Below are 20,997 nucleotides of genomic sequence, written 5' to 3'. Positions count from 1 at the left end.
GGGCGTGACGCCGGACTCCTGCGGATGCGCTGCGGGCCGAAATGGAGTATTGGACGTGCCCAAGATCCCAAATTACTACTTAGTGCATGTATATGCTCACACTAAGTAGTCAATCCAGGGCTTTGCGCCCAGGTGAGAAAGGGTCAACCATGCGCAGGTTTCAGCGCGCTGCGGTCGTAGCCGTAGCGGTGGCGGGGCTGTCCGTTCTCGGTGTCGGTGTCGGCTTCGCCGACGACGCCGACGGGCCGCGGCAGGCCACCGAAGTCACCCCGCCGTGGCACTTTGCGCCGACGGTGAGTTCCAAGAAGGCGACGCCGGAGCAGGCGCCCAGATACACGGTGCCGGAGCTGGATCTCAATCGGTTCATCGATGCGTTCGTCGCCCCGGTTTCCAAGGATGCCCCGGTTTCCAAGGATGCGAGCGACAAGTAGCCAGGCGCCAAGGGTGCGAGCGGCTCCGTAGCCCGCACCCCGGTAGGCCCACATCCGTCAGAGCGGCAAAGGCAGCCCGGACGCGCAGAGACCCACCAGGGTGCGCGCCCGGGCTTTTGCCGTGTCCGCCACCTCCAAGGCCTTGGTGCACGCCGGTCGACGGCGACCGCACCGGGGCCTCGATCGTGTTCGGGAACAAGCACACGTTCCATAGCTCGGGTATCCGTGAGGGAAAGGCCTCGATCAAGGGGAGGGAAATCAATCATCTGTATTCACGAATGCCGGACCGGGACGGGTTCCCGTTCCGGCAATTCGGCTTTCTGGGACACCGACGGACGGCCGGCTTTTCCGCGCATGCGAAAACCCCGGTGCCCCGGCTTGCGGCCGGGGCACCGGGGTGGGCTTTTGTGTTACTTACCGCCGACGCTGTTGTTGCAGCCCATGGACGAGCCGAGCGAGGTCGACTGCGCGCCCTCGTTGCCCTCGCCGTTCAGGGCGCCGCCCAGCAGGCCGTTGAGCAGTCCGACCTGGCCGAGGATGTCCAGGTTCAGGTCGTGTGACCTGCAGGTTGTGCTCTGCAGGACGGTGCTGCCGCCGCCCTTTCCGCCGTCGTCGTGGGCCTGAGCGGTGCCGGCACCCAGGAGTCCGACGCTGACGGCGGCGACCAGGACGGCAGCCTTGCGAAGCTGGTGCATGTCATCTCCGGTGGAGTGAAGTGGATGCGACCTGCGATAGATCGACTTCGTGCAGTTGTGGAGGTTAATAAGAAATATCCCCGGAACATCCGGCGGCGCGCCGAATTCGGGGAATGACTCACTACCCTGGTCGATGGCCCGGAAATAGGCCTTGTGAGTGAACCACGGCGTAAGCAGATATTGAGGCCTGCCAACTTGGCCGACTGCCGGGCGAGTTGTTGCGCGCCCTGTGCGACTGACGCACGCTGGTCACATGGGTGAGCACGACGGCCCCACGCTGATCACTTCCGTCCAGCGGGCCTTCCGGCTGCTGGAGGCGGCGAGCGCGCACGAGAACGGCGCGCCGGCGAAACAGCTGGCACGGGAGACGGGGCTGCCCCTGGCCACCGCCTATCACCTGCTGCGGACGCTGGTCCATGACGGATACCTGCGGAAGCTGGGCGACGGCGGGTTCGTGCTCGGCGACAGACTGCAGACGCTGCAGACCACGGGCCGTGGACAGGCACTGCTCAGCCGGATCCGCCCCACGCTCGCCGCACTGCGGGACGAGTTCGCCACCGCCGCCTACCTCACCTTCTACGAGGACGGCGAGATCCGCGTCGCCGAGATCGTCGACAGCGCCCGGGCACCCCGCGTCGACCTGTGGGTCGGGTTCGAGGACGCCGGGCACGCCACCGCGCTGGGCAAGTCGGTGTTGCGCGAACTGGACGACGAGGCCCGCAGGGACTACCTGTCCCGGCACCACCTGGCCGACCTCACCCCGCGGACGATCACCAGCAGGCCGGAGCTGCTCCGGAGGCTGGATGCCTCACCCGTGGCCCCGGCGGTCACGGACATGGAGGAGTACACCCTCGGCACGGTCTGCGTCGCCGTTCCCGTCTACAGCGGCGACACCCTCGGCTCGCTCGGCGTCTCGATGCCGGTGGATCGGCTCTCCCGGCTGCCTGAGATCCGGGCGCGGCTGCTCCCGACGGCGGACCGCGTGACGAGGAGCCTGTCGCTCACTATCTGAAAAACCTCTGCTTGTGACTGCCGGGGCTCACCCCGTTTCCTGGATGAAACAGACATTTCAGTGGCGGGCTCCAGGACCGGCGTGCCCCACACAGATGAGGACTGCAGACACAAGATGAGTCAGGCCCGAGACCATGGCGGCGGACACTGGCCCATACGGTCGCTCAGACGCGCCGTCGCACAGCTGGCCGCGGGGGCACCCGTCCTGCCCGTGCTGATCGTCTCCGTGATCGTGCTCGCCGACCTGGTCGGCGGAGCCGGTATCACCTGGCTGCCGATGCTCGCGGCCGGGCCCGCCCTGGCCGCCACCACCAACGGTCCGCGCGGGGTCCTGTGCGTCGGCCTCCTTGCCGCGGCGCTGGGCGGCTCGCTCGGCACCCGCAACGGTGTCCCGGGCAGCGAGCTGGCGGCCGTACTGTCCGCTCTGGCGGCCGTCACCCTGGCGAGCGGTTTGGCCAGCGCGTTGCGCGGACGCCGCGAACGCGTGCTCGCCGCCGTCCGTTCGGTCGCGGAGACCGCTCAGCATGCGCTGCTCACGCCCGTCCCGGCGACCGTCGGCCCCTTCCAGGTGGCCGTCCGCTACAGCGCCGCCGCGGCGGAGGCCCGTATCGGCGGTGATCTCTACGCGCTGATTCCCACCCCGTACGGGGTACGGCTGATCGTCGGCGATGTGCGGGGCAAGGGGCTGCCGGCCGTGGGAACCGCCGCGCTGGTGCTCGGGATCTTCCGGGAGGCCGCCTACGACGAGCCCGATCTCCTGGCCGTGGTCGACAGGATCGAGCGGAGCCTCGCCCGCAACCTCGGCAGCGACGACTTCGTCACCGCCGTGGTCGCCGGACACCCGAGGGCCGGGCAGCTGGAGGTGGTGAACTGCGGACACGCGCCGCCGCTGCTGGTGCGCGGGGACGGCAGCGTCACGGCGGTGGAGTCCACGCACCCGGCCCCGCCCCTCGGGCTGCGCGCGCTCACCGATCACACCCCCGGCCGCCAGGTGCTGCCCTTCGCCGAAAGGGACCAGCTCCTGCTCTACACCGACGGCGTCACCGAGGCGCGCGACCGCGGCCGGACGTTCTATCCGCTCGACGAGGGGCTGGCGCGCCATGTGTCCGACGACCCGGCCCGCACCCTCGGCGCGCTCCACGACGAACTGCTGGCCCATGTCGGCGGCCGTCTCCACGACGACGCGGCGCTGCTCTTGATCCGCAAACCGGCCCTCGCCGAGCTCGTCGCCGGCGCGGAGTCCGGCGGCAGGGACCTGGCCTCGGAGGCCGCGTGAGGGGAAGGCGCCGTCGGTTTCACCGTGCGGCGGTTCGGCCGGCGGCCGGTTCTCTCCATGTCTCGGCGGCCGTGAGCGGAACCAGAGCCGGTGGCGGTGCCGAGGTCGTCAGCTCGATGCGGCGTCCCTCGGTGGACGAGCGGAGCAGGGCGGTCATCGTCTCCAGCACGTGCAGGGCGAGATCGCCGCTCGCACGAGGCGCCCGGCGCCCGTCGGCGGTGAGGAAGTCGAGCAGACCGAGGCCGCGTGCGCCGTCGACGTAACCCGCCGACGGCGAAAGCGTGCGCCACTGGGTGCCGCCGAGTTCGAAGAGCCGCACCTCGCCGTCGAAGTGGTTGGGATCCGGCACCGTGAGCGTGCCGGTCTCGCCGTGGACCTCTATCGGGGCGGCCGTGGTGGCCACACCGTCGAAGCTCGTCGTGATCGTGGTGAGAGCACCGCCCACGTGCTCCAGCACACCGGAGACATGACTGTCCACCTCGACCGGAATCCGTTCGCCCGCCCGCGGGCCGGAACCGATCACGCGCTCGGTGCGCAGCCGTCCGACCGCCCCGATCACGGCACGCACCGGACCCAGCAGATGCACCAGGGACGCGAGATAGTACGGCCCCATGTCGAGCAGGGGGCCGCCCCCGGCGGTGTAGTAGAAGTCGGGGTGGGGATGCCAGCGCTCGTGGCCGGGAGTCACCATGACGGCCGAGGCGAACTGCGGGCGCCCGATGCTTCCCGCCTCCAGGGCCGCCCGTGCCGTCTGGACTCCGGTGCCCAGGACGGTGTCCGGCGCGCATCCCACGCCGACCCCCGCCCTCTCGGCGGCTTCCATGACGGCCCGGGCGTCGGCGAGGGTGGCGGCCAGTGGCTTCTCCCCGTAGACGTTCTTCCCGTGGGCGATGGCGCCCAGGGCTATCTCGGCGTGGGCGGCGGGAACCGTCAGGTTCAGCACCGTGTCCACGTCCGGGCTGCCCAGCAACTCCTCGACGGCCAGCGCCCGGGCGCCGGGCAGCTCGGCGGCGACCGCGGCCGACCGCGCGGCGTCGAGGTCGGCGACCGCGGTGACGTGTACGGCGGGATGGCCGAGGAGCGTGTCCAGATACGCGCCGGAGATGACGCCGAGACCTACGACGCCGATGCGGTGCGCGTCGCCCACAGCATGCCCCTCTCGATGACGGTACGGACGTTCGGGTTCTCCAGTACGTCCAGGCTGTGCCCCGGTGTCGTCACCACGATCCGCCCGGTGCCCCACTGCCGGGTCCAGATCGCCGGTGAGGTGACGGGCCGCTGCCAGGGCTGCCAGGGGCGGGCGGGGTGCGTGGTGGTGGCCAGGACGTCGATCAGGTCGTCGTGGAGCACCCAGTACTGCTCGGTGCACAGCTCGAAGTCGTCGAGCCCCTCGGTGACGGGGTGCTTGCGGCCCAGTTCGGTGATGTCGATGGTGTGCGGCAGGAAGTTGTCCTCGGCCTCGCCCCGGCGCTCGCACGGCTCCTTGCCGGGGTGGCACGCGAACTGGCCTCCGACCAGCTGGAGATAGTCGGAGGAGGCGCGGAAGGAGTCGGCGACACCGCCGTGCCAGCCGGTGAAACCGGTGCCGGCCGCGACCGCCGCGCTCAGTCCCGACAGCTGCTCGGCGCTGATCTCCGACATCGAGACGCACTGCACCACCAGGTCGGTGCGGGCCATCTCGGCGGTATCGGCGTAGACGTCGGTCGATTCCTCGACCCGGACGGTGAAACCGCTGCTTTCGAGGAAGGGCAGGAACAACTCGGTGGCCTGGACCGGCCGGTGCCCCTCCCATCCGCCTCGGACCACCAGGGCTTTCTTCGGCTGCATCGTGTTCCTTCACCCCGTCGTACGGAGTCCTCACTATGCGTCAGTCACCCGCGCCGGGCAACGGGCTGCCGGATACGCGAAAGTTTCGCGGCTGCGGAGCCCTCGGCCCGGGTCAGCGGGTGTCCGAGGTGGCCGACGCGCGGGCTTCGACCAGCCAGCAGGCGGCGGTGAAGCGGACCTCCGCGCCCTGCACAAAGGGGTCGAACGCGGTGCGGACCGTGTTGATGACGTGTGCGCGGGTCGGCTCGTCGGCCCCGTTCAGGGCCAGCCCGACCGGGCCGAGCCGGGTGAGGTAGTGGCCCAACTCGCTCTCGGGCAGGGCACAGGACACGTCGATCGGGCGGATGTCGACTTCCGTCCAGCCGCTCTCCGTCAGGATGCGGCGGACCCGGTCGGGGTCCGCGAAGGCGAACTGCCCCGGCTCGTCCGGGTGGCGAACGGGCAGGTCGGGCAGCAGCGGTGCCGCCGCGCGCTCGGCCGTCGTCATGAACGGGTTCTCCGCGGGGCCGCGCCAGGCGATGAACCGCAGCAGCGCCTCGTCCGTCGCGGCACGCCGTAGGTTCGCGAACGCCCGCACGAAGTCGTTGAAGAACATGACACCGAAGCGTGAGATGACGGCGTCGAAGGTGGCGGGCTCGAAGGCGTGGTCCTGGGCGTCGGCGAGGACGAAGGACGCCGGTGTGCCCTCGCGTTCGGCGCGCGCCCGGGCGGCGGCGATCACCGGTTCGGAGATGTCGACGCCCACGCTGCGGCCCGCCGCACCGAGCCGGCGCGCTACGGCCAGCGTGACGCCGCCGGTGCCGCAGCCGACATCGAGCACACGGCCCGCGTGTCCCGCGGCCACGGCATCGACGAGCAGGTCTTCGAAGGGCTTGAACATCTCGTCCAGCACCGCCTGCAGCTCGACCCAGGCATTGCCGCCGGGCCCCTTCCAACGGGCTGCCTGATCGTCTTCGCTCCCGCGCCTGACGTCCATGAACGCCTCCTCAGCTTGCCTTGGTCCGGTCGAGATGACACCGTGCCACTTCAAGTCGACTTGAGGTAAAGAGGATGACAGAGCTGGACATCGCCGAGGTGGTGCAGCGCGCCGGAGTTCCCGCCTCCACCCTGCGGTTCTACGAGGAGAAGGGGCTGATCGCGGCGAGTGGCCGGCGGGGTCTGCGCCGTCAGTACGATCCCGCCGTACTGGAGCGCCTGGCGCTGATCGCGCTGGGGCGCACCGCCGGCTTTTCGCTCGACGAGATCGCGCGCATGTTCGCACCGGACGGGCAGCCGCGCATCGACCGCCAGGTGCTGGCGGCCAAGGCGGAGGAGCTGGACCGCACGATCCGTGAACTGGGCGTCCTGCGCGACTCCTTGCGCCATGCCGCGGCCTGCCCCGCCCCGAGCCATATGGAGTGCCCCACCTTCCGCCGCCTCCTCAAGGCGACCGCCACGGGCACTGCAGCCGCACCGAGGAAGCGGGCTCCGCGCTCACCGCAGGAGCGCTGACGGATCCTGCGGGACCGACACCCTCAGGCCGAACTGGCGTCGTACTCGTGCCGGGACCGCTCGACCTTCTCCAGGTTGTCGGCCGACCATTCGGCGAGATGCGCGAAGAGGGGGGCGAGGCTGCGGCCGAGTTCGCTGATCTCGTACTCGACCCGGGGCGGGACCTCCGGGTGGTAGGTGCGCACGACGAGACCGTCGCGTTCCAACTGCCTCAGCCGCTGGGTCAGGACCTTCGGTGTGATCCTCGCGATGCGCCGCTCCAGCTCGACGAACCGCTGCCGGCCGTGCGTGTGCAGGCTCCACAGGATCGGTGTGGTCCACCGGCTGAACACGATGTCCACGACCGGACCGATCGGACAGGCGACTTCCGGATCCGTCCCGGCAGCTGCCGCCTGCATGCCCTTGACCGCCATGCGCATCCCTCCGGGATAGCCACTTTCCCCTAGGTACCTACTATATCGGCGGTGTTAGCGTCCTGACGGCGCCCGGGGAACAGCACTCCGCGGCGTTCGCGCCCCGCTCAGGGCATCGACAACACACCGAATCAACAGGGGAGTTGACCGTGATCGTAGTGACGGGGGCGACGGGTAACGTCGGCCGATCGCTCGTGCAGACCCTCGCAGCCGGCGGTGCGCAGGTGACCGCGACCTCCCGGGCCGTATCGGCCGTGGACACGCCGCACGGCGTCCGGCACCGACAGGCCGACCTGACCGACCCGGAGAGCCTCCGGCCGGTGTTCGACGGCGCCGAGGCGCTGTTCCTGCAGAACGGCGGTCCCAGCGCGCACCTGCTCAGCCCGCGGGACATCCTCGACGTCGCCAAAGCCGCCGGGATCGAACGAGTCGTGCTGCTCTCCTCCCAAGGGGTCGCGACCCGGCCGGAGTCGGCCTCGCACGGGGGTGTCGCACGGGCCATCGAGGACGCCGTCCGGCAGTCGGGCCTGGACTGGACGATCCTGCGGCCCGGCGGCTTCAACTCCAACACCTACGCCTGGGCCGAGTCCGTGCGCACCCGACGAGCGATCGCCGCGCCCTTCGCCGACATCGGCCTGCCCACGATCGACCCCGACGACATCGCCGAGGTCGCCGCCGCGGCCCTGCGCGAGGACCGCCACGCCGGACAGACCTATGAGCTGACCGGACCCGCCCTCACCACGCCCCGCCGGCAGGCCGAGGCGATCGGCGACGCCCTCGGCGAACCGGTGCACTTCATCGAGCAGACCCGCGACGAGGCCCGCGCACAGATGCTGCAGTTCCTGCCCGAGCCCGTGGCCGACACGACGCTCGACATCCTCGGCGAGCCCACACCCGCCGAGCAGCGCATCAGCCCCGACGTCGAACGGGTCCTCCACCGCCCGCCCGGCACGTTCGCCGACTGGGCGCGGAGCCACGTCGCCGCGTTCCGATAGGCCCAGGGCGTGCCGCGCACTCCGTCGGCTGATCCCGGCGTAGCCCGCTCTGCCACGTCGGCGCAGACTGAGGCGGTCTGCGGAGTCAGCCCGTACCGGGGTTTGGGCGAGCCCACACCTGCCGAGCAGCGCGTCAGCTCCGACGTCGAGCGGGTTCTACGCCGTGCTGCCCAGGGCCTGTGTGGGCTTCCCCGGTTGATCCGGGCGTAGCCTGCTCTGCCATGTCGGCGCGGATTCGGGCGGTCTGTGGAGTCAGCCCGTACCGGTTTGGGCGAGCCCACACTTGCCGAGCAGCGCGTCGGCCCCGACGTCGAGCGGGTTCTACGCCGCGCTGCCCAGGGCCTGTGCGGGCTTCCCCGGTTGATCCCGGCGTAGCCCGCCTCAGCTACACCGGCGTGGATTCAGGTGGTCTGTGGAGTCAGCGCGTACCGGTTTGGGTGAGTCCATACTTGCCGAGCGGCGCGTCAGCTCCGACGTCGAGCGGGTTCTACGCCGCGCTGCCCAGGGCCTGTGCGGGCTTCCCCGGCTGATCCCGGCGAAGGCCGCCTCAGCTACACCGGCGTGGATTCAGGTGGTCTGTGGAGTCAGCGCGTACCGGTTTGGGTGAGTCCATACTTGCCGAGCGGCGCGTCGGCCCCGACGTCGAGCGGGTTCTACGCCGCGCTGCCCAGGGCCTGTGCGGGCTTCCCCGGCCGATCCCGGCGAAGGCCGCCTCAGCTACACCGGCGTGGATTCAGGCGGTCTGTGGAGTCAGCGCGTACCGGTTTGGGCGAGCCCACACCTGCCGAGCGGCGCGTCGGCTCCGACGTCGAGCGGGTTCTACGCCGCGCTGCCCAGGGCCTGTGCGGGCTTCCCCGGCTGATCCGGCGAAGCCCGCCTCAGCCGCACCAGCGCAGATTCAGGCGGTCTGCAAGGTCAACCCGTACCGGTTGAGGATCTCGTTGACCGGCTGGTACCAGGTCTCGCCCCCGGAGCTGCAGTTGCCCCAGCCGCCGGAGGTGACGCCCTGTGCCTGGTCGCCGCTGATGAAGGAGCCGCCGGAGTCGCCGGGCTCGGCGCAGACGTTCGTCTTCGTCAGCTCGTGGACGGCGCCCTGGCTGTAGTTGACCGTCTCGTTCTTGGCCAGGACGGTACCGCAGTGCCAGTGCGAGGTGGAGCCGGAGCGACAGATGGACGCCCCGACGGGGGCTTCGGCGGAGCCGCGCACGAGCTGGTCGGAGACGGTGCCCCAGCCGAGCACCACCGGCACGGTCCACCAGCCGCTGCCCACGCTCACCCAGGCGTAGTCGTTGTCCGGGAACGACGAGCCCTGGAAGTTGCCGACGTAGGAGCCGTCCCAGCCGTACACCGCGCCCGTGTGCTGGTCGCAGTGCCCGGCGGTGACGAAGCCGCCGTACACCGAGAAGCCTATGGAGCAGCGGACGTTGCCGGTGTAGTAGGGGTCGCCGCCCACGGTGCCGGCGGCGAAGGTCTGCGGTGCCTCGGCGGTCTGCCGCACCGTGACCGGGCCGGTTTGGCGAGCCCGGGCCAGGAAGGCGCGGACATCGTTGTCAGCACGGTGGGCGGCGACGACGTTCACGACGACCTTGTTGGTCTTGACGTCGACGTACCAACTGCCGACACCTGCGGGCGCGGAGAGCGCGTCGATGCGTTTCTTCGCCGCGTCCAGCTGCCGCGCGCTGTGCTGCACGAGGCGTACGGTCGCGCCGGTCGCGCGCACGGCCTCGGTGTTGGCGCCACGGGTGACGGCGACGGTCAGCTTGCCGCTTCCGGCGTCGAACCATGAGCCGCCGTATGACGACCCGGCGGCACGCTTCGCCTCCCGTTCCACGGCCGTCGCCGTCTTCTCGGCGGCCAGACGCGCTGCGGCCTGACGCTTCGTCAGGCCCAGGTCGTGCTGCATTGCGAAGAGGAGCGAGGCGGATGCCGGCGGTTCGGGGGAACGTGCGGGGGAGTCGGCGGCGGCCGGCGCGGCACTCGCGGTGGCCCAGCTGCCGAGCAGGAGAAGTGCGGACAGTGCGGTGCGCATGGCTGTTGTGCGTCTCAAGGGAGTGGCCCCTTCGTTGTTCCAGCAGGGTGGGGGTGGAACAGCAGAACGTTGAGAGCGCTCTCACTTCATGCGCGGCAGAGCCTAGCGGCGGATGGAGGGGAGGTCCATACCAATCCCAAGCGCGATGCAGGTGTGATGAGTTCGATCACCTCGGGCCTGTTCGCTCGTGCGGATGCCCATCGCTGCACGGGGGTTGTCCTGACATTCCCCCGCACCTAAGGTCGCCTTCGGGCGCAAGCGCTTTCTGCAACCAGGCCAGGCATGGCAACCACCCCCACACTGCGCCCCGAGGAGTGCGCATGAGCATTCGCGTCAGTCACGCGTACGGCGACCACATCGCGGTCGCGGCGCCGGACGGCACCGAGATCCTCCGCTACGTCTACCGTCCCGACCCGGACGCCTTCGAGGCGCGCAAGCCCTATGCGCACCCGGTGCGCACCCTCGCCGGACGCACCGTGACCGGCTACCGCCCCAGCGACCACCGCTGGCACAAGGGCCTGCAGATGACGGCCAGTCATCTGTCCGGGCAGAACTTCTGGGGCGGCAACTGCTATGTCCACGGCCAGGGTTATCTGCCGCTGCCCGACCGCATCGGCTCGATGCGCCACGACGGCTTCCCCGTGTTCACGGTCGAGGACGACCGGCTCGCCTTCACCGAGGCCCTGACCTGGGTGGAGAACGGCGGCGCCGAGTGGGCGCGCGAGGAGCGCGGGCTCACCGTCCACTCGGTCGACGAGGAGGCCGGGGCCTGGGTCCTGGACTGGTCGATCCACCTCACCAACGTCCGCGACGAGGCCCTGGCCTTCGGCTCGCCCACCACCGAGGGCCGCGAGATGGCCGGCTACACCGGTCTGCAGTGGCGCGGCCCCCGCGACTTCACCGGCGGCACCGCCTTCGGCCCCGACCTCGACGGAGGAGCGGGCGCCGACGCGGGCAAGCTGATGGGCACCCAGGGCCCCTGGCTGGCCTTCACCACCGAGCACGACGACGTCGACGCCCACTCCACGCTCGTCTTCGCCCACGCACCCGAGAACCTCGACGGGCAGTCGGCGATCCACGACTCGCACTGGTTCGTGCGCTCCGAACCGATCCCCACGGTCGCGTTCTCCTGGGCGTTCTTCGAGGAGTTCGAGCTGCCGCCCGGCGAGTCCTTCGCCTACCGCTATCGGCTTGTCGTCGCCGACGGCGCCTGGGACCGCGACCGCGTCGTCGGCCACCTGGCGGGCCTGGCGTGGTGACCGACCGGCCCTGAGAGCAAGCAGTTGTGAGGAAAGAGGTGACCTCGGCATGCCCGGACACAGGACAAAGGGGTTCTGCGCAGCGGCCGCCGCACTCGTGCTCAGTGCGGTGCTGGCCGGCTGCGGGGGATCCGGGGAATCGGCCGGCGGCGGCAAGGTCGTACTGCGCTACACCTGGTGGGGCAACCCCGACCGCGCGGCACGCACCGAGCAGGCCGTCGCCCTGTTCGAGAAACAGCATCCGAACGTGCGGGTGCAGACGTCGTTCTCCGGCTACGACGCCTACAAGCAGAAGCTCGCCATCCAGGCCACGGGCGGCGACGCCCCCGATGTGATGCAGCTCGACTACCGCCAGATCGACCAGTACGCCACCGGCCATGTCCTGCTGGATCTCGGCAAGGTCAAGGACGTCCTGCGCACCGCCGAGATCGACCCGGGCCTGCTGGCCACCGGCCGGGTGAACGGCACCCAGTACGCCGTTCCGCAGGGCCGCGGCACCGAGACCGTCGTCTACGACGTGCAGGCATGGAAGGCATCCGGGGTGCCCCTCCCGCGCAAGGGCTGGACCTGGAACCAATGGGCCGACGGTGTAAGGGAGTTGGCCAAGAAGACCGGCAGGCCCGGTGCCACCGATCCGGGCCAGAGCGAGGACGCCTTCGAGGTGTGGCTGCGCGGCCAGGGCAAGGCCCTCTACACCAAGGCCGGCGGCCTCGGCTTCACCGCCGACGACCTCGCCCGCTGGTGGACCTTCACCGACCGGCTGCGCCGGGAGGGCGCCGTCTCCCCGGCCGAACAGACCACGCAGCTCGACGGCTCCGTCGAGAACACCCCGCTCGGCCGCGGCAAGGCCACCGCCGACTTCAACTGGGACGCCCCGTCCAGCGGTTACCTCGCGCTCGTCAAGGGCGGCGTCGCGCTCGCGCCCATGCCGTCGGGGGAGGACGGCACGCCCGGCCAGTACTTCAAGCCGTCCATGTTCCTCGGCATAGGAGCCCACACCGGCCACCGCAAGGAGGCCGCCGCACTCGTCGACTTCCTCCTCAACGACCAGCAGGCGGCGAAGATCCTCGGCGCGACCCGCGGCATCCCCGTCAACGAGACCATCCGCAAGCAGACGGCCTCCCAGCTCAAGGACTTCGACAAGACGGTCGCCGACTTCCAGTCCTCCCTGGAGGGCTCCCTCAAGGACCCGCCGCAGGCCCCGCCCTCCGGCGACAACGCCCTGCAGACCACCTTCCAGCGCGACTACGACCAGGTGTCGTACGAGCGCATGTCGCCGCGCCAGGCGGCCGAGAACTATGTCACCGAGGCGAAGGCGGAGCTGAGGTCATGACCACCACCGACATCCCCGCACCCACCACACGCCCACCCCGGCCCGCACCCGCCGCCGCGCGCCGCCCCAAGCGCGAACGCGAGGGCGCCGCCTGGGTGTTCCTGTCCCCGTGGGTGCTCGGCGCGAGCGTCCTCACGCTGCTGCCGATGGCCGTGTCGCTGTATCTCTCCTTCACCGACTACGACCTGTTCAACCCGCCGCACTGGGTGGGCATGCGCAACTACACGCAGATGTTCACCGAGGACCCGCGGTACTGGCGGTCGGTCGTGACGACCCTGACGTATGTCGTGATCGCGGTGCCCCTGCAGCTGGCGCTCGCCCTCGTGGTCGCCCTCGCCCTCAAGTCCATGAAGCGCGGCAAGGGCTTCTACCGCTCCGCCTTCTACGCCCCCTCGCTGCTCGGCGCGTCCATGTCCATCGCGCTCGTCTGGCGTGCGGTCTTCAACGACGGCGGCACCGTGGACAACCTCCTCGGCACCGGCGGCTGGGTCGACAAACCCGGCTGGGCGCTGCTCGCCGTAGCGCTGCTGACGGTGTGGCAGTTCGGTGCGCCGATGGTCATCTTCCTGGCCGGACTGCAGCAGATACCGGCCGAGCTGTACGAGGCGGCGGCAGTGGACGGGGCGGGCAGGTGGCGGCAGTTCCTGTCGATCACCGTGCCGATGCTGTCCCCGGTGCTCTTCTTCAACCTGGTGCTGCAGACCATCCAGGCGTTCCAGGTGTTCACCCCCGCCTTCGCGGTCAGCGGCGGCAAGGGCGGCCCTGCCGACTCCACCCTCTTCTACACCCTCTATCTCTACGACCGCGGCTTCGTCGCCTCCCACATGGGCTACGCCTCCGCCATGGCCTGGGTGCTGCTGCTCGTCATCGGCGCCGTCACCGCGGTGCTGTTCCGCACCTCGCGCTCCTGGGTCTTCTACGCCTCCGAGGGGGAGCGATGACCACAACTGCCGTAGCCCGAAGGCCCGTTCGCTGGGGCCGTATCGCCGTACATGTCGGCTGTCTGGCCGCACTGCTGGTCATGCTCTACCCGCTGGCCTGGCTGCTCGCCACCTCCCTGAAACCGGCCGACGAGGTCATCGCGAGCCTCAACCTGCTGCCCAGCCGTCTGGAGTGGTCGAACTACAAGACCGCCCTGGACGGCGTGAACGGCGTGTCCGTCTGGCGGTTGCTCGGCAACTCGCTGCTGATCGCGGGCGGTGCGGTCGTCGGCAACGTCGTCAGCTGCTCGCTCGCCGCCTATGCCTTCGCCCGGCTGCGCTTCCGCTTCCGCGGGCCGATGTTCGCGTTCATGATCGCGACGATCATGCTGCCGCACCATGCGGTGCTGATCCCGCAGTACATCGTCTTCAACAAGCTCGGCATGGTGAACACGTACTGGCCGCTGATCCTGCCGAAGTTCCTCGCCACCGAGGCGTTCTTCGTCTTCCTGATCGTGCAGTTCATGCGGGGACTGCCGAGGGAGCTGGAGGAGGCGGCGCGCATCGACGGCTGCGGGCCGTTCCGCAGCTTCTTCCAGGTGATCCTGCCGCTGACGCGCCCCGCGCTGATCACCACGGCGATCTTCACCTTCATCTGGACGTGGAACGACTTCTTCACCCAGCTGATCTACCTCTTCGACCCGGACAAGTTCACGCTCACGCTCGCGCTGCGCTCGTTCGTGGACGCCTCCAGCCAGTCGGCCTTCGGGCCGATGTTCGCGATGTCGGTGATCGCGCTGCTGCCGATCGTGCTGTTCTTCCTCGCCTTCCAGCGGTTCCTGGTGGAGGGCATGGCCAGCTCCGGACTGAAGGGGTGAGCGGGATGAGCGATGCGCGGCCGCGCGAGCCGGGGGAGGTCTTCGGGCCGCGCATGACCCTGTTCGCCGACATGCTGAGCCTCGGCCTCGCCACGGCCGCGGCCTGTCTGCCGCTGCTGACCGCCCCGGCCGCGCTGTCGACGGCCTGTGCGGTCCTGCGGGGTGCGCGGGAGGACCGGCCGGTCACCGCCGGCCGCTACTTCGCCCTGCTGCGGCGGCGCCTGCGGGCGGGCGACCTGGTCGCCGGCGCCGCCGCCCTGGCGGGTGTGCTGCTGTTCGCCGCGGACCTGGCGCTGGCGGGGGCGGGGCTGCCGGGAGCACCGCTGTTCGCGGTGACCGCGGCCGCGATCGGTGCCTGCGCCACCGTGGTCGCCCTCAGGGCCTGCGCCCGCCCCGAGTCCCTCGACGACTGGCCGACGGCCCTGCGCGAGGCCGCCAAGGATGCGGTACGGGACCTGGGCGGCAGCGCTCTGGTGCTCCTCGCGGTGGCGACGGCCGCCGTGTGTGCCTGGGTGCTGGTGCCGCTGGCGTTGCTGGCGCCGGGGCCACTGGCCTTGGCGCTCACGGCTGTGGACGTACGGCGTGCGCCTCGGGCCGACGCTGGGCGGGGATCGTCGGCGCCGGGCGGGTGATGCCGGACAGGTCGCGGGCGGTCATGCTGTTGCGGTCGGTGACGGAGCGGCCGAGCGCGTGGTGCGGCCACAGTCCTGCGGCCACCCGGCGGCTGCGCTCGGTCCATTCGCGGGCCGCGGCGCCGCTCGCCTTGTAGTGGTTCACGGCGTACCCACCCGAGTGGATCCGCAGCAGACAGAAGCCGCCGGGATAGTCCTTGACCGCGCTGACCTCCTGCATCGTGACGTGCGGGGCCTGCGGCAGCACCGTGCGCTTGTTGCGGTGGGTGTGGCCCGCGTGATGGAGGAAGACGCCGGGTGCGCTCGCGTAGGCGTCGAGGATGGAGCGGGCCTGCCGGCGGCCGAGGCGCTGCCCGCCGGTGACCGGGAAGACGGAGTCCCGCACGGCCAGCGGATGGTGCCCGAACACCACCGTGGGCTGGTCCCTGTCCTCCCTCAACCGGGCCCGGAACCAGGCCAGTTGCTCGGCGCCGAGGCCGCCCGCGTCGGCGCCGTTGCCGTCCTTCTCGTAGGTGTCGAGTCCGACGATCCGCAGCCCGCCGAGGTCGCGTGCGAAGTACGCGGGACCGTCGCCGCCGAGGAACCCGTCCCGGAAGGAGTCCCCGCAACCGCCGTCACAGGAACGGCAGTTCCCGTGCCCGGGCCGGTCGTGGTTGCCGCGTACGACGAAGTAGTCCTGACCGTGGGCGCCGAAACCGTCCAGGATCTGCCTGGCCTCGGCCAGGTCCCGCGCCGCCCCGCCGGCCGAGATGTCCCCCGCGGCCAGCAGCACGTCCGCCCCGCGTCGGCGGGCCTCCTCGACCACGGCCCGGCTCATGATCTCGGGATACGGTGCGCGGCCCTGTTCCTGCCTGATCCCGCGCATCAGGGGCATGCCGGTCACCAGTCCGGCGGTGGTCTCACCCAGGTGCAGGTCGTTGCAGAGGGCGATCGACAGCAGGTGCCGCCCCGGCGGCGGCTGCGGCGTGGTGAAGGAGTACGGGCCTCCGGCCGAACCCAGCCCGTGGCGGTTGGTGCCGACGGCGTTGCCGCGCACGAGATGCAGCGGCGTAGGCGTCGCGGCCACGCCCCGTGAGCGGGCCTGGTAGTAGTACGTCTGCCCGGGCTCCAGGTCGGTGAGTTCCACATAGTGGTGGGCCACCGGACCGTCCTCCGCCGCGACGCGGGTGAGGCGGCCGGGGTGGGTGCCGTAGACGACCTCGCCCTCGGTGACTGCGGGGAGCATGTGGCCGAAGCCGTCGTCGGTGCCGGGCACGCCGGTGTACCAGGTGATGACGGCGCGGTCCTCGGTCAGCGTGACCAGTTCCAGATGGACGGCGGCCAGGCCGTCGCGGTGGCTGTGCCTGCTCCTGCCCGCGGGGCCGCGCAGGGCATCGGCGGCGGTCCGCAGCAGGGCGGGGGTGAGCAGGGCGCCGGAACGCAGGATCTGACAGGGGTCCGGCAGGGCCGAGAGGGCGGCGAGGGGAGCGGACAGACAGCAGCGCATGCCCCAGTGTGCGCGCCCGCAGTGAACGGCGGCAGTGATGTGGATGCCGGGAGAGCGGCCGGCGGGCGACAAATCCCAGGTCGGCCCGCCTGCGACCGGTCCGGGTGAGAATGCTCACCTCATGATGATCGGCGCGGTTCACCCCGATATGTACCGAAGTACCAGCGGTTGCCTTCGGGGTCGCGGGCGGCGAAGTCGCGGGAGCCGTAGTCGGTGACGTGCAGATCCGTGGTGATCTCGGCGCCGGCGGCCTTGGCGCGGGCGTGGACGGCGTCCGGGTCGGCGGTCACGACGTAGGCGCTGAAGGCACCGGGCGGTGTCGGGCCGGTGCCGGGCTCCGTTTCCTCGCGTACGGAGCCCAGCATGATGCCGCCGCCCTCGGGCCAGCTGAGCTGGGCGTGCTGGACCAGGTCGCCCTCTGCGTAGACCACGGTCTCCTCGAAGCCGAAGGCCTCGACCAGGAAGCGGATCAGCGCGCGGGCGTCGTGGGCGCGCAGGGTGGGCCAGACCTGCGGGGCGGGCGGCTGCTTGCTGGTGTCGGGCGTACTGGTCGTCATGGTGATGCGCCTCCGTTTCGCGGGAGCCGGGAGCCTGCCGGGGGTGGCCGGCCGCTCTCACCAGGGTCACGCGGGCGGATGGTGCCCGGATTGGATGTTTCGGAACTCCTGCGCCAGCCAGGCGCTCGGTGTGCAGGAGGCGAAGGCGGCGAACTCGCGGTCGAGGTGGGACTGGTCCGCATAGCCGCAGTCGGCGGCCAGCCCCGCGAGGTCGGGCGGTCCCGGGCCGGCCGCCAGGCGTCGTCGTGCCAGGTCGAAGCGGATGACCCGGGCGGCCGCCTTGGGAGTGAGGCCGATGTCGGCGCGGAAGCGGTTGCGCAGGTGCCGCTCGCTGAAGCCGGTGTCGGCGGCCAGCTTGTCGACGCGCAGGCGACCACCGGCGGACAGCAGCCGCTGCCAGGCCTCCGCCACCGGGGAGGTGAGCGTCCCCATGCTGTCGTACCGGGACATGCGGTGCAGCAGCCAGTCGTCGACGAGCGCGAACCGGGCAGCCCAGTCCGGTGCCTCCCGCACCTTGTCGTGGACCTCGCGCACGCCCGCGCCCAGTACGTCGTCGGCGTGGACGTCGGTCCCGGCCAGCTCACCCGCGGGCAGCCCCAGCAGGACGCGGGCGCCGAGCGGGCTGATCGCGACCTGGATGCCGGACTGCCGCCCGGGGATGTCGATCAGGGCGGGCGTCAGGTGCAGGCCGCCCAGCAGGGTGGGGTAGTCGCCGGGGGCGGCGCCCGGATCGGGATGGGCGGCCATGCTGAGCGGCTCGTCGAGGGTGATGATCAGGGTCAGCCACGGCGAGGGCAGCCCCCGGTGCCGGCCGTGCGGGACGCCGCGCTGGCGGTAGCCGGAGTACCAGCCGACCAGCCCGCGCAGCGGCGGCGCGGGCACCGCCCGCACCGCCTCGTCCACCGGCTCGTCCATGCGGTCATTGTCCTGCGCCGGGCGCGGACGGCGCTACGGAAGCCCCCACGCCGCACCGGGCTCGCTCACCGCCACCGGGGCGATGACGAGATCGGGCCGTTCGCCGGTGTACAGCAGGACCTCACGGCCCTTGGGGAGGTCGATCGCGAGGGTGCCCTCTGAGGTGGTACGGGTGTGCGCCGGGCGGCCGTCGTCGAGAACGGCGGTCAGCCGGCCCTCAGGCAGCCCGTGGCGCAGTTCCAGCGGCTCACCCGCCAGGCTGCGCACGCGCACGAAGCGGGTGACCCCCTGGGTGCGGACCGCGCTGACCAGGAAGGCGCCCTCGGTGCGGAAGTCGTGCAGGGTGACGTCCGGCCAGGAGGGCGGGACGGCGGGGAAGACCCGTACGACTCCGCCCCAGCTCTGGCACAGCATGTCGTGCAGGGACTGCGAGGCCGACAGCGGTGTCTCGATGACCGGGCCGGCCTCGGTGTAGTGGGTGTTGGCCCGGCACGGGTAGCGGGTGGTGGGGTCGAAGAACTTCTTCAGGTACGTCAGTGCGGTGTCGCCCCGGCCCATCATCGCGTACATCGACGCGGCGCCCGTGTAGCTGTAGCCGCGGTGCGCGCCGGTCAGCGCGTGCCAGCGCACCACTGTCTTCTCGATCAGCTCCCGCTGCTCCGGCTGGTCCCAGTTCACGAGGTAGAGCGGATACACCATCAGCAGATGCGAGTAGTGGCGGTGGGACTGGGCGTACGGAGTCTCCGCGCCGATCATGAAGCCGTTCTCGTCGACCGGATACGGGGTCAGTCTGGCCAGTATCTCCTGCCAGCGCTGCTTCAGCGGGTCGTCGACCCCGAGCTGGGCGGTCGCGTCCAGGAGCGTGGTGCAGCCCCAACGGATCAGCGCCAGGTCGTAGTTGGTGTCCCGAGGGGGGACCACGGGGTACTCCGGGGAGAGTGTCGAGGGCAGGTGCAGCCTGCCGTCGTCGCCGGGCTGGAGGAAGTGCCAGTAGTAGTTGATCGTGCGGCGCAGCAGCGGGTAGATCGTGTCACGCAGCAGGGACTCGTCCATGGTGTGCCGGTAGCTCAGCCACGCGTTGTGCAGCGCCCAGGTCAGGTCGCCCACTTCGGCGCCGGTGCCGGGCATGCCGACGCTGCGGTCGCCGAACATGTCGGAGCTGCGGCCGATGCCGGCACTGTCCGGGCGGTAGGCGGAGGGCACATTGGCGACCAGCTGCTCCTGGCTCTGCCTCAACGTGCTGACCAGCGAGTCGAGTTCGAGATGGTTGGAGCCATGGATGAGCCAGTACTCGAGCTGGACGTTGAGGTTCCACCACACGGCGGGCCAGGGTGTCGGTTCCAGCCACGGCCCGGAGGTGGCCATCACGGGGCCGCCCGCGCGGCTCGCCGACGCGACCTTGTACAGCTGGATCCAGTGGAAGCTCTGCAGCCGCTGGTCGGGGATCGAGACGAAGCTCTTGCGGTAGAACGCGTGCCACCAACGGGTGTGCTGGGCGCGGAGTTCGCCGTAGGAGCCGGCGCGCTGGACCTTCCTGAGCGAGACCTCCCCGGCCCGGGTGTCGGAGGGGTGGCTGTGGGCCACGCTGAGCACGAGGGTGTCGCCCAGGCGGCGGTGGGCCGTCGCGGTCTGGCCGCCGCCGACGAGCGGCTGCAGGACCTGCTCGACGTCGCCGGTGGTCTGTGTGGTCCAGGGCGGGTTGGCGACGTATCCCGCCGGTGGCGCCTCCTGGATCTTGCGGGGGCTGATGGCCTCCTCGGGGTGGAAGGTCCAGCGGACCTGCTCCTCACCGTCGGCCGTCACGCGTGCGGCGAGGATCCCGTCGTGGATGAGCGCGGAGAGGGTCAGGGTGCCCTTGTCCGTGGTGACCGTGCCGGTGAGCTCGGCGTTCCACAGGCTCAGCCGCCAGTCGACGGAGGTGATGGTGCCGGCCGGGTCGAGGGTCAGGTGCCCCACGGGCAGCCGGGCGGTGCCCCAGCCGCTGCCGAGCTCCGGCCGGTGGTCCTGCACTTCGCCGTGCTGCACGGTGAAGCGGATGCTGTTCGCGTCCGGCTCCCGGTACACCATGCTGCCCAGGCGCCCGTCGCCGAGGAACGGCCCCTCGTACCAGACCGTGGGCAGCCGGTGCCACAGCAGATCCTGACCCCGCAGGAAGCCCGCCCACGCCTCGTCGGAGTCCATCCGGTTGCGAAGCCGCCAGCGACCGCCGGCCGCGGAGGTCTCCGGGGGAGCGGTGGCGGCAGCGGCGACGCCGGGTAAGGCGGCGGCCGTCGTGGCGCCGAGCGCTGAGCCGAGCACGGTTCGTCTAGAGGTCATTGCGGGGTGCCTCCACGATGCGAACGGACGGTTCTGACGGGTTGATACATCGGATCTATTTTTCGGAGGAGCGTAGGACTGGCACACAGTAGGCGTCAACTGTCCCAACACGCCGAAGATTGATCCGATGTACCGGGGTCGTTGCGCTGCCGTCGTCGAGCCGTCGCACCGCCGCCGGCATTCGCGAGGACGTCCTCCGTCGCGGCCTCGGCGGGCCCGTCGTCGATGAAGATCACTTTGCCGCCCGGAGCGAGCGCTTCGGCGACGTGCTCCAGAAGCGGGGCAACCGCGCCGGCGGGACATGCGAGAGCCAGAAGGCGAAGAAGACGGTGTCGCAGCGCCGAGGCGGCCGCCACGCGAGCAGGTCGGCCTCGACGAACTCGTCGGTGCCTCGGCGACCGCGTCGACGGCGGTCACCGAGCGCGCCCGCGCGGCGAGCAGCCGGGTCCACTGGCGCGTTCCGCAGGCCGGCTCCAGCACATCTCCCGCCATGGGGAGACCGGCGACGGAGGCCAGGAGCCCCTTCACGTCTG

20 protein-coding genes are annotated in these 20,997 nt (G+C 70.8%); 10 read left to right on the top strand and 10 right to left on the bottom strand.

Features of this window, described 5'->3' with window-relative positions:
• The first annotated feature begins 149 nt into the window (after positions 1–149).
• Complete coding sequence (locus tag ABD355_RS04665) at positions 150–431, top strand: hypothetical protein (protein WP_344398744.1); 282 nt, start codon at positions 150–152, stop codon at positions 429–431.
• 410 nt (positions 432–841) lie between these two features.
• Here the strand turns inward: ABD355_RS04665 and ABD355_RS04660 are convergent, their stop codons facing one another.
• Positions 842–1,126, bottom strand: a complete 285-nt coding sequence (locus ABD355_RS04660) for a hypothetical protein (RefSeq protein WP_344398743.1) — start codon at positions 1,124–1,126, stop codon at positions 842–844.
• A 253-nt stretch (positions 1,127–1,379) separates the two neighbouring features.
• Here ABD355_RS04660 and ABD355_RS04655 point away from each other — a divergent pair, with 253 nt between their 5' ends.
• Complete coding sequence (locus ABD355_RS04655; protein ID WP_344398742.1) at positions 1,380–2,138, top strand: IclR family transcriptional regulator; 759 nt, start codon at positions 1,380–1,382, stop codon at positions 2,136–2,138.
• Positions 2,139–2,252: 114 nt separating this feature from the next.
• A complete protein-coding gene (locus ABD355_RS04650; RefSeq protein ID WP_344398741.1) occupies positions 2,253–3,413 on the top strand; it encodes a PP2C family protein-serine/threonine phosphatase in 1,161 nt (386 codons plus the stop codon).
• Between the two features lie 19 nt (positions 3,414–3,432).
• On the opposite strand, the gene ABD355_RS04645 is transcribed toward ABD355_RS04650, so the two are convergent.
• The 3 genes from ABD355_RS04645 to ABD355_RS04635 form a co-directional block, all read right to left on the bottom strand.
• Positions 3,433–4,560 (bottom strand): Gfo/Idh/MocA family protein, encoded by a 1,128-nt coding sequence (locus ABD355_RS04645; RefSeq protein ID WP_344398740.1) that lies wholly within the window; start codon positions 4,558–4,560, stop codon positions 3,433–3,435.
• Positions 4,530–5,240 (bottom strand): ThuA domain-containing protein, encoded by a 711-nt coding sequence (locus tag ABD355_RS04640; protein WP_344398739.1) that lies wholly within the window; start codon positions 5,238–5,240, stop codon positions 4,530–4,532. The genes ABD355_RS04645 and ABD355_RS04640 overlap by 31 nt, the downstream gene beginning before the upstream one ends.
• A 112-nt stretch (positions 5,241–5,352) precedes the next feature.
• On the bottom strand, positions 5,353–6,216 hold the full coding sequence (locus ABD355_RS04635) for a class I SAM-dependent methyltransferase (RefSeq protein ID WP_344398738.1): 864 nt from the start codon (positions 6,214–6,216) through the stop codon (positions 5,353–5,355).
• A gap of 74 nt (positions 6,217–6,290) precedes the next feature.
• Between ABD355_RS04635 and ABD355_RS04630 the strand changes: the two genes are divergently transcribed.
• Positions 6,291–6,731 carry a helix-turn-helix domain-containing protein gene (locus ABD355_RS04630; RefSeq protein ID WP_344398736.1) on the top strand — a complete coding sequence of 147 codons (441 nt, stop codon included), beginning with the start codon at positions 6,291–6,293 and terminating at the stop codon, positions 6,729–6,731.
• Between the two features lie 23 nt (positions 6,732–6,754).
• Here the strand turns inward: ABD355_RS04630 and ABD355_RS04625 are convergent, their stop codons facing one another.
• Positions 6,755–7,144 (bottom strand): winged helix-turn-helix transcriptional regulator, encoded by a 390-nt coding sequence (locus ABD355_RS04625; protein ID WP_344399044.1) that lies wholly within the window; start codon positions 7,142–7,144, stop codon positions 6,755–6,757.
• 149 nt (positions 7,145–7,293) lie between these two features.
• Here ABD355_RS04625 and ABD355_RS04620 point away from each other — a divergent pair, with 149 nt between their 5' ends.
• Positions 7,294–8,139, top strand: coding sequence for an SDR family oxidoreductase (locus tag ABD355_RS04620; RefSeq protein ID WP_344398735.1), 846 nt, complete (start codon positions 7,294–7,296; stop codon positions 8,137–8,139).
• An 898-nt stretch (positions 8,140–9,037) separates the two neighbouring features.
• On the opposite strand, the gene ABD355_RS04615 is transcribed toward ABD355_RS04620, so the two are convergent.
• Positions 9,038–10,168: a S1 family peptidase gene (locus tag ABD355_RS04615; RefSeq protein ID WP_425585704.1), complete on the bottom strand. Its 1,131-nt coding sequence runs from the start codon at positions 10,166–10,168 to the stop codon at positions 9,038–9,040.
• Between the two features lie 320 nt (positions 10,169–10,488).
• On the opposite strand from ABD355_RS04615, the gene ABD355_RS04610 reads away from it, so the two are divergent.
• Genes ABD355_RS04610 through ABD355_RS04590 form a run of 5 tightly spaced genes read left to right on the top strand, consistent with a single transcriptional unit; the run spans position 10,489 to position 15,190 of the window.
• A complete protein-coding gene (locus ABD355_RS04610) occupies positions 10,489–11,427 on the top strand; it encodes a DUF6807 domain-containing protein (protein WP_344398733.1) in 939 nt (312 codons plus the stop codon).
• A 49-nt stretch (positions 11,428–11,476) separates the two neighbouring features.
• A complete protein-coding gene (locus ABD355_RS04605) occupies positions 11,477–12,760 on the top strand; it encodes an ABC transporter substrate-binding protein (RefSeq protein WP_344398732.1) in 1,284 nt (427 codons plus the stop codon).
• The gene (locus tag ABD355_RS04600) at positions 12,757–13,701 is read left to right on the top strand and encodes a carbohydrate ABC transporter permease (RefSeq protein ID WP_344398731.1); all 945 of its coding nucleotides are present in this window, start codon (positions 12,757–12,759) and stop codon (positions 13,699–13,701) included. The genes ABD355_RS04605 and ABD355_RS04600 overlap by 4 nt, the downstream gene beginning before the upstream one ends.
• Positions 13,698–14,558, top strand: coding sequence for a carbohydrate ABC transporter permease (locus ABD355_RS04595; protein ID WP_344398730.1), 861 nt, complete (start codon positions 13,698–13,700; stop codon positions 14,556–14,558). The genes ABD355_RS04600 and ABD355_RS04595 overlap by 4 nt, the downstream gene beginning before the upstream one ends.
• Before the next feature lie 5 nt (positions 14,559–14,563).
• A complete protein-coding gene (locus ABD355_RS04590) occupies positions 14,564–15,190 on the top strand; it encodes a hypothetical protein (protein WP_344398729.1) in 627 nt (208 codons plus the stop codon).
• Here ABD355_RS04590 and ABD355_RS04585 read toward each other — a convergent pair.
• The 4 genes from ABD355_RS04585 to ABD355_RS04570 all read right to left on the bottom strand — a co-directional run bounded on the left by ABD355_RS04585 (position 15,120) and on the right by ABD355_RS04570 (position 20,464).
• Positions 15,120–16,676 (bottom strand): purple acid phosphatase family protein, encoded by a 1,557-nt coding sequence (locus tag ABD355_RS04585; protein ID WP_344398728.1) that lies wholly within the window; start codon positions 16,674–16,676, stop codon positions 15,120–15,122. The two genes, ABD355_RS04590 and ABD355_RS04585, sit on opposite strands and share 71 nt — an antisense overlap.
• Positions 16,677–16,795: 119 nt before the next feature.
• A complete protein-coding gene (locus tag ABD355_RS04580; RefSeq protein WP_344398727.1) occupies positions 16,796–17,233 on the bottom strand; it encodes a VOC family protein in 438 nt (145 codons plus the stop codon).
• Between the two features lie 66 nt (positions 17,234–17,299).
• Positions 17,300–18,148 (bottom strand): AraC family transcriptional regulator, encoded by an 849-nt coding sequence (locus ABD355_RS04575; RefSeq protein WP_344398726.1) that lies wholly within the window; start codon positions 18,146–18,148, stop codon positions 17,300–17,302.
• A 33-nt stretch (positions 18,149–18,181) separates the two neighbouring features.
• On the bottom strand, positions 18,182–20,464 hold the full coding sequence (locus ABD355_RS04570; protein WP_344398725.1) for a glycosyl hydrolase family 95 catalytic domain-containing protein: 2,283 nt from the start codon (positions 20,462–20,464) through the stop codon (positions 18,182–18,184).
• Positions 20,465–20,997 lie beyond the last annotated feature (533 nt).

This window comes from Streptomyces longisporus, from assembly GCF_039532765.1.
GTDB classification, from domain to species: Bacteria; Actinomycetota; Actinomycetes; order Streptomycetales; family Streptomycetaceae; genus Streptomyces; species Streptomyces longisporus.
Note: the sequence above shows the minus strand (reverse complement) of the source record. Positions and strands in the feature narration are given on the sequence as shown.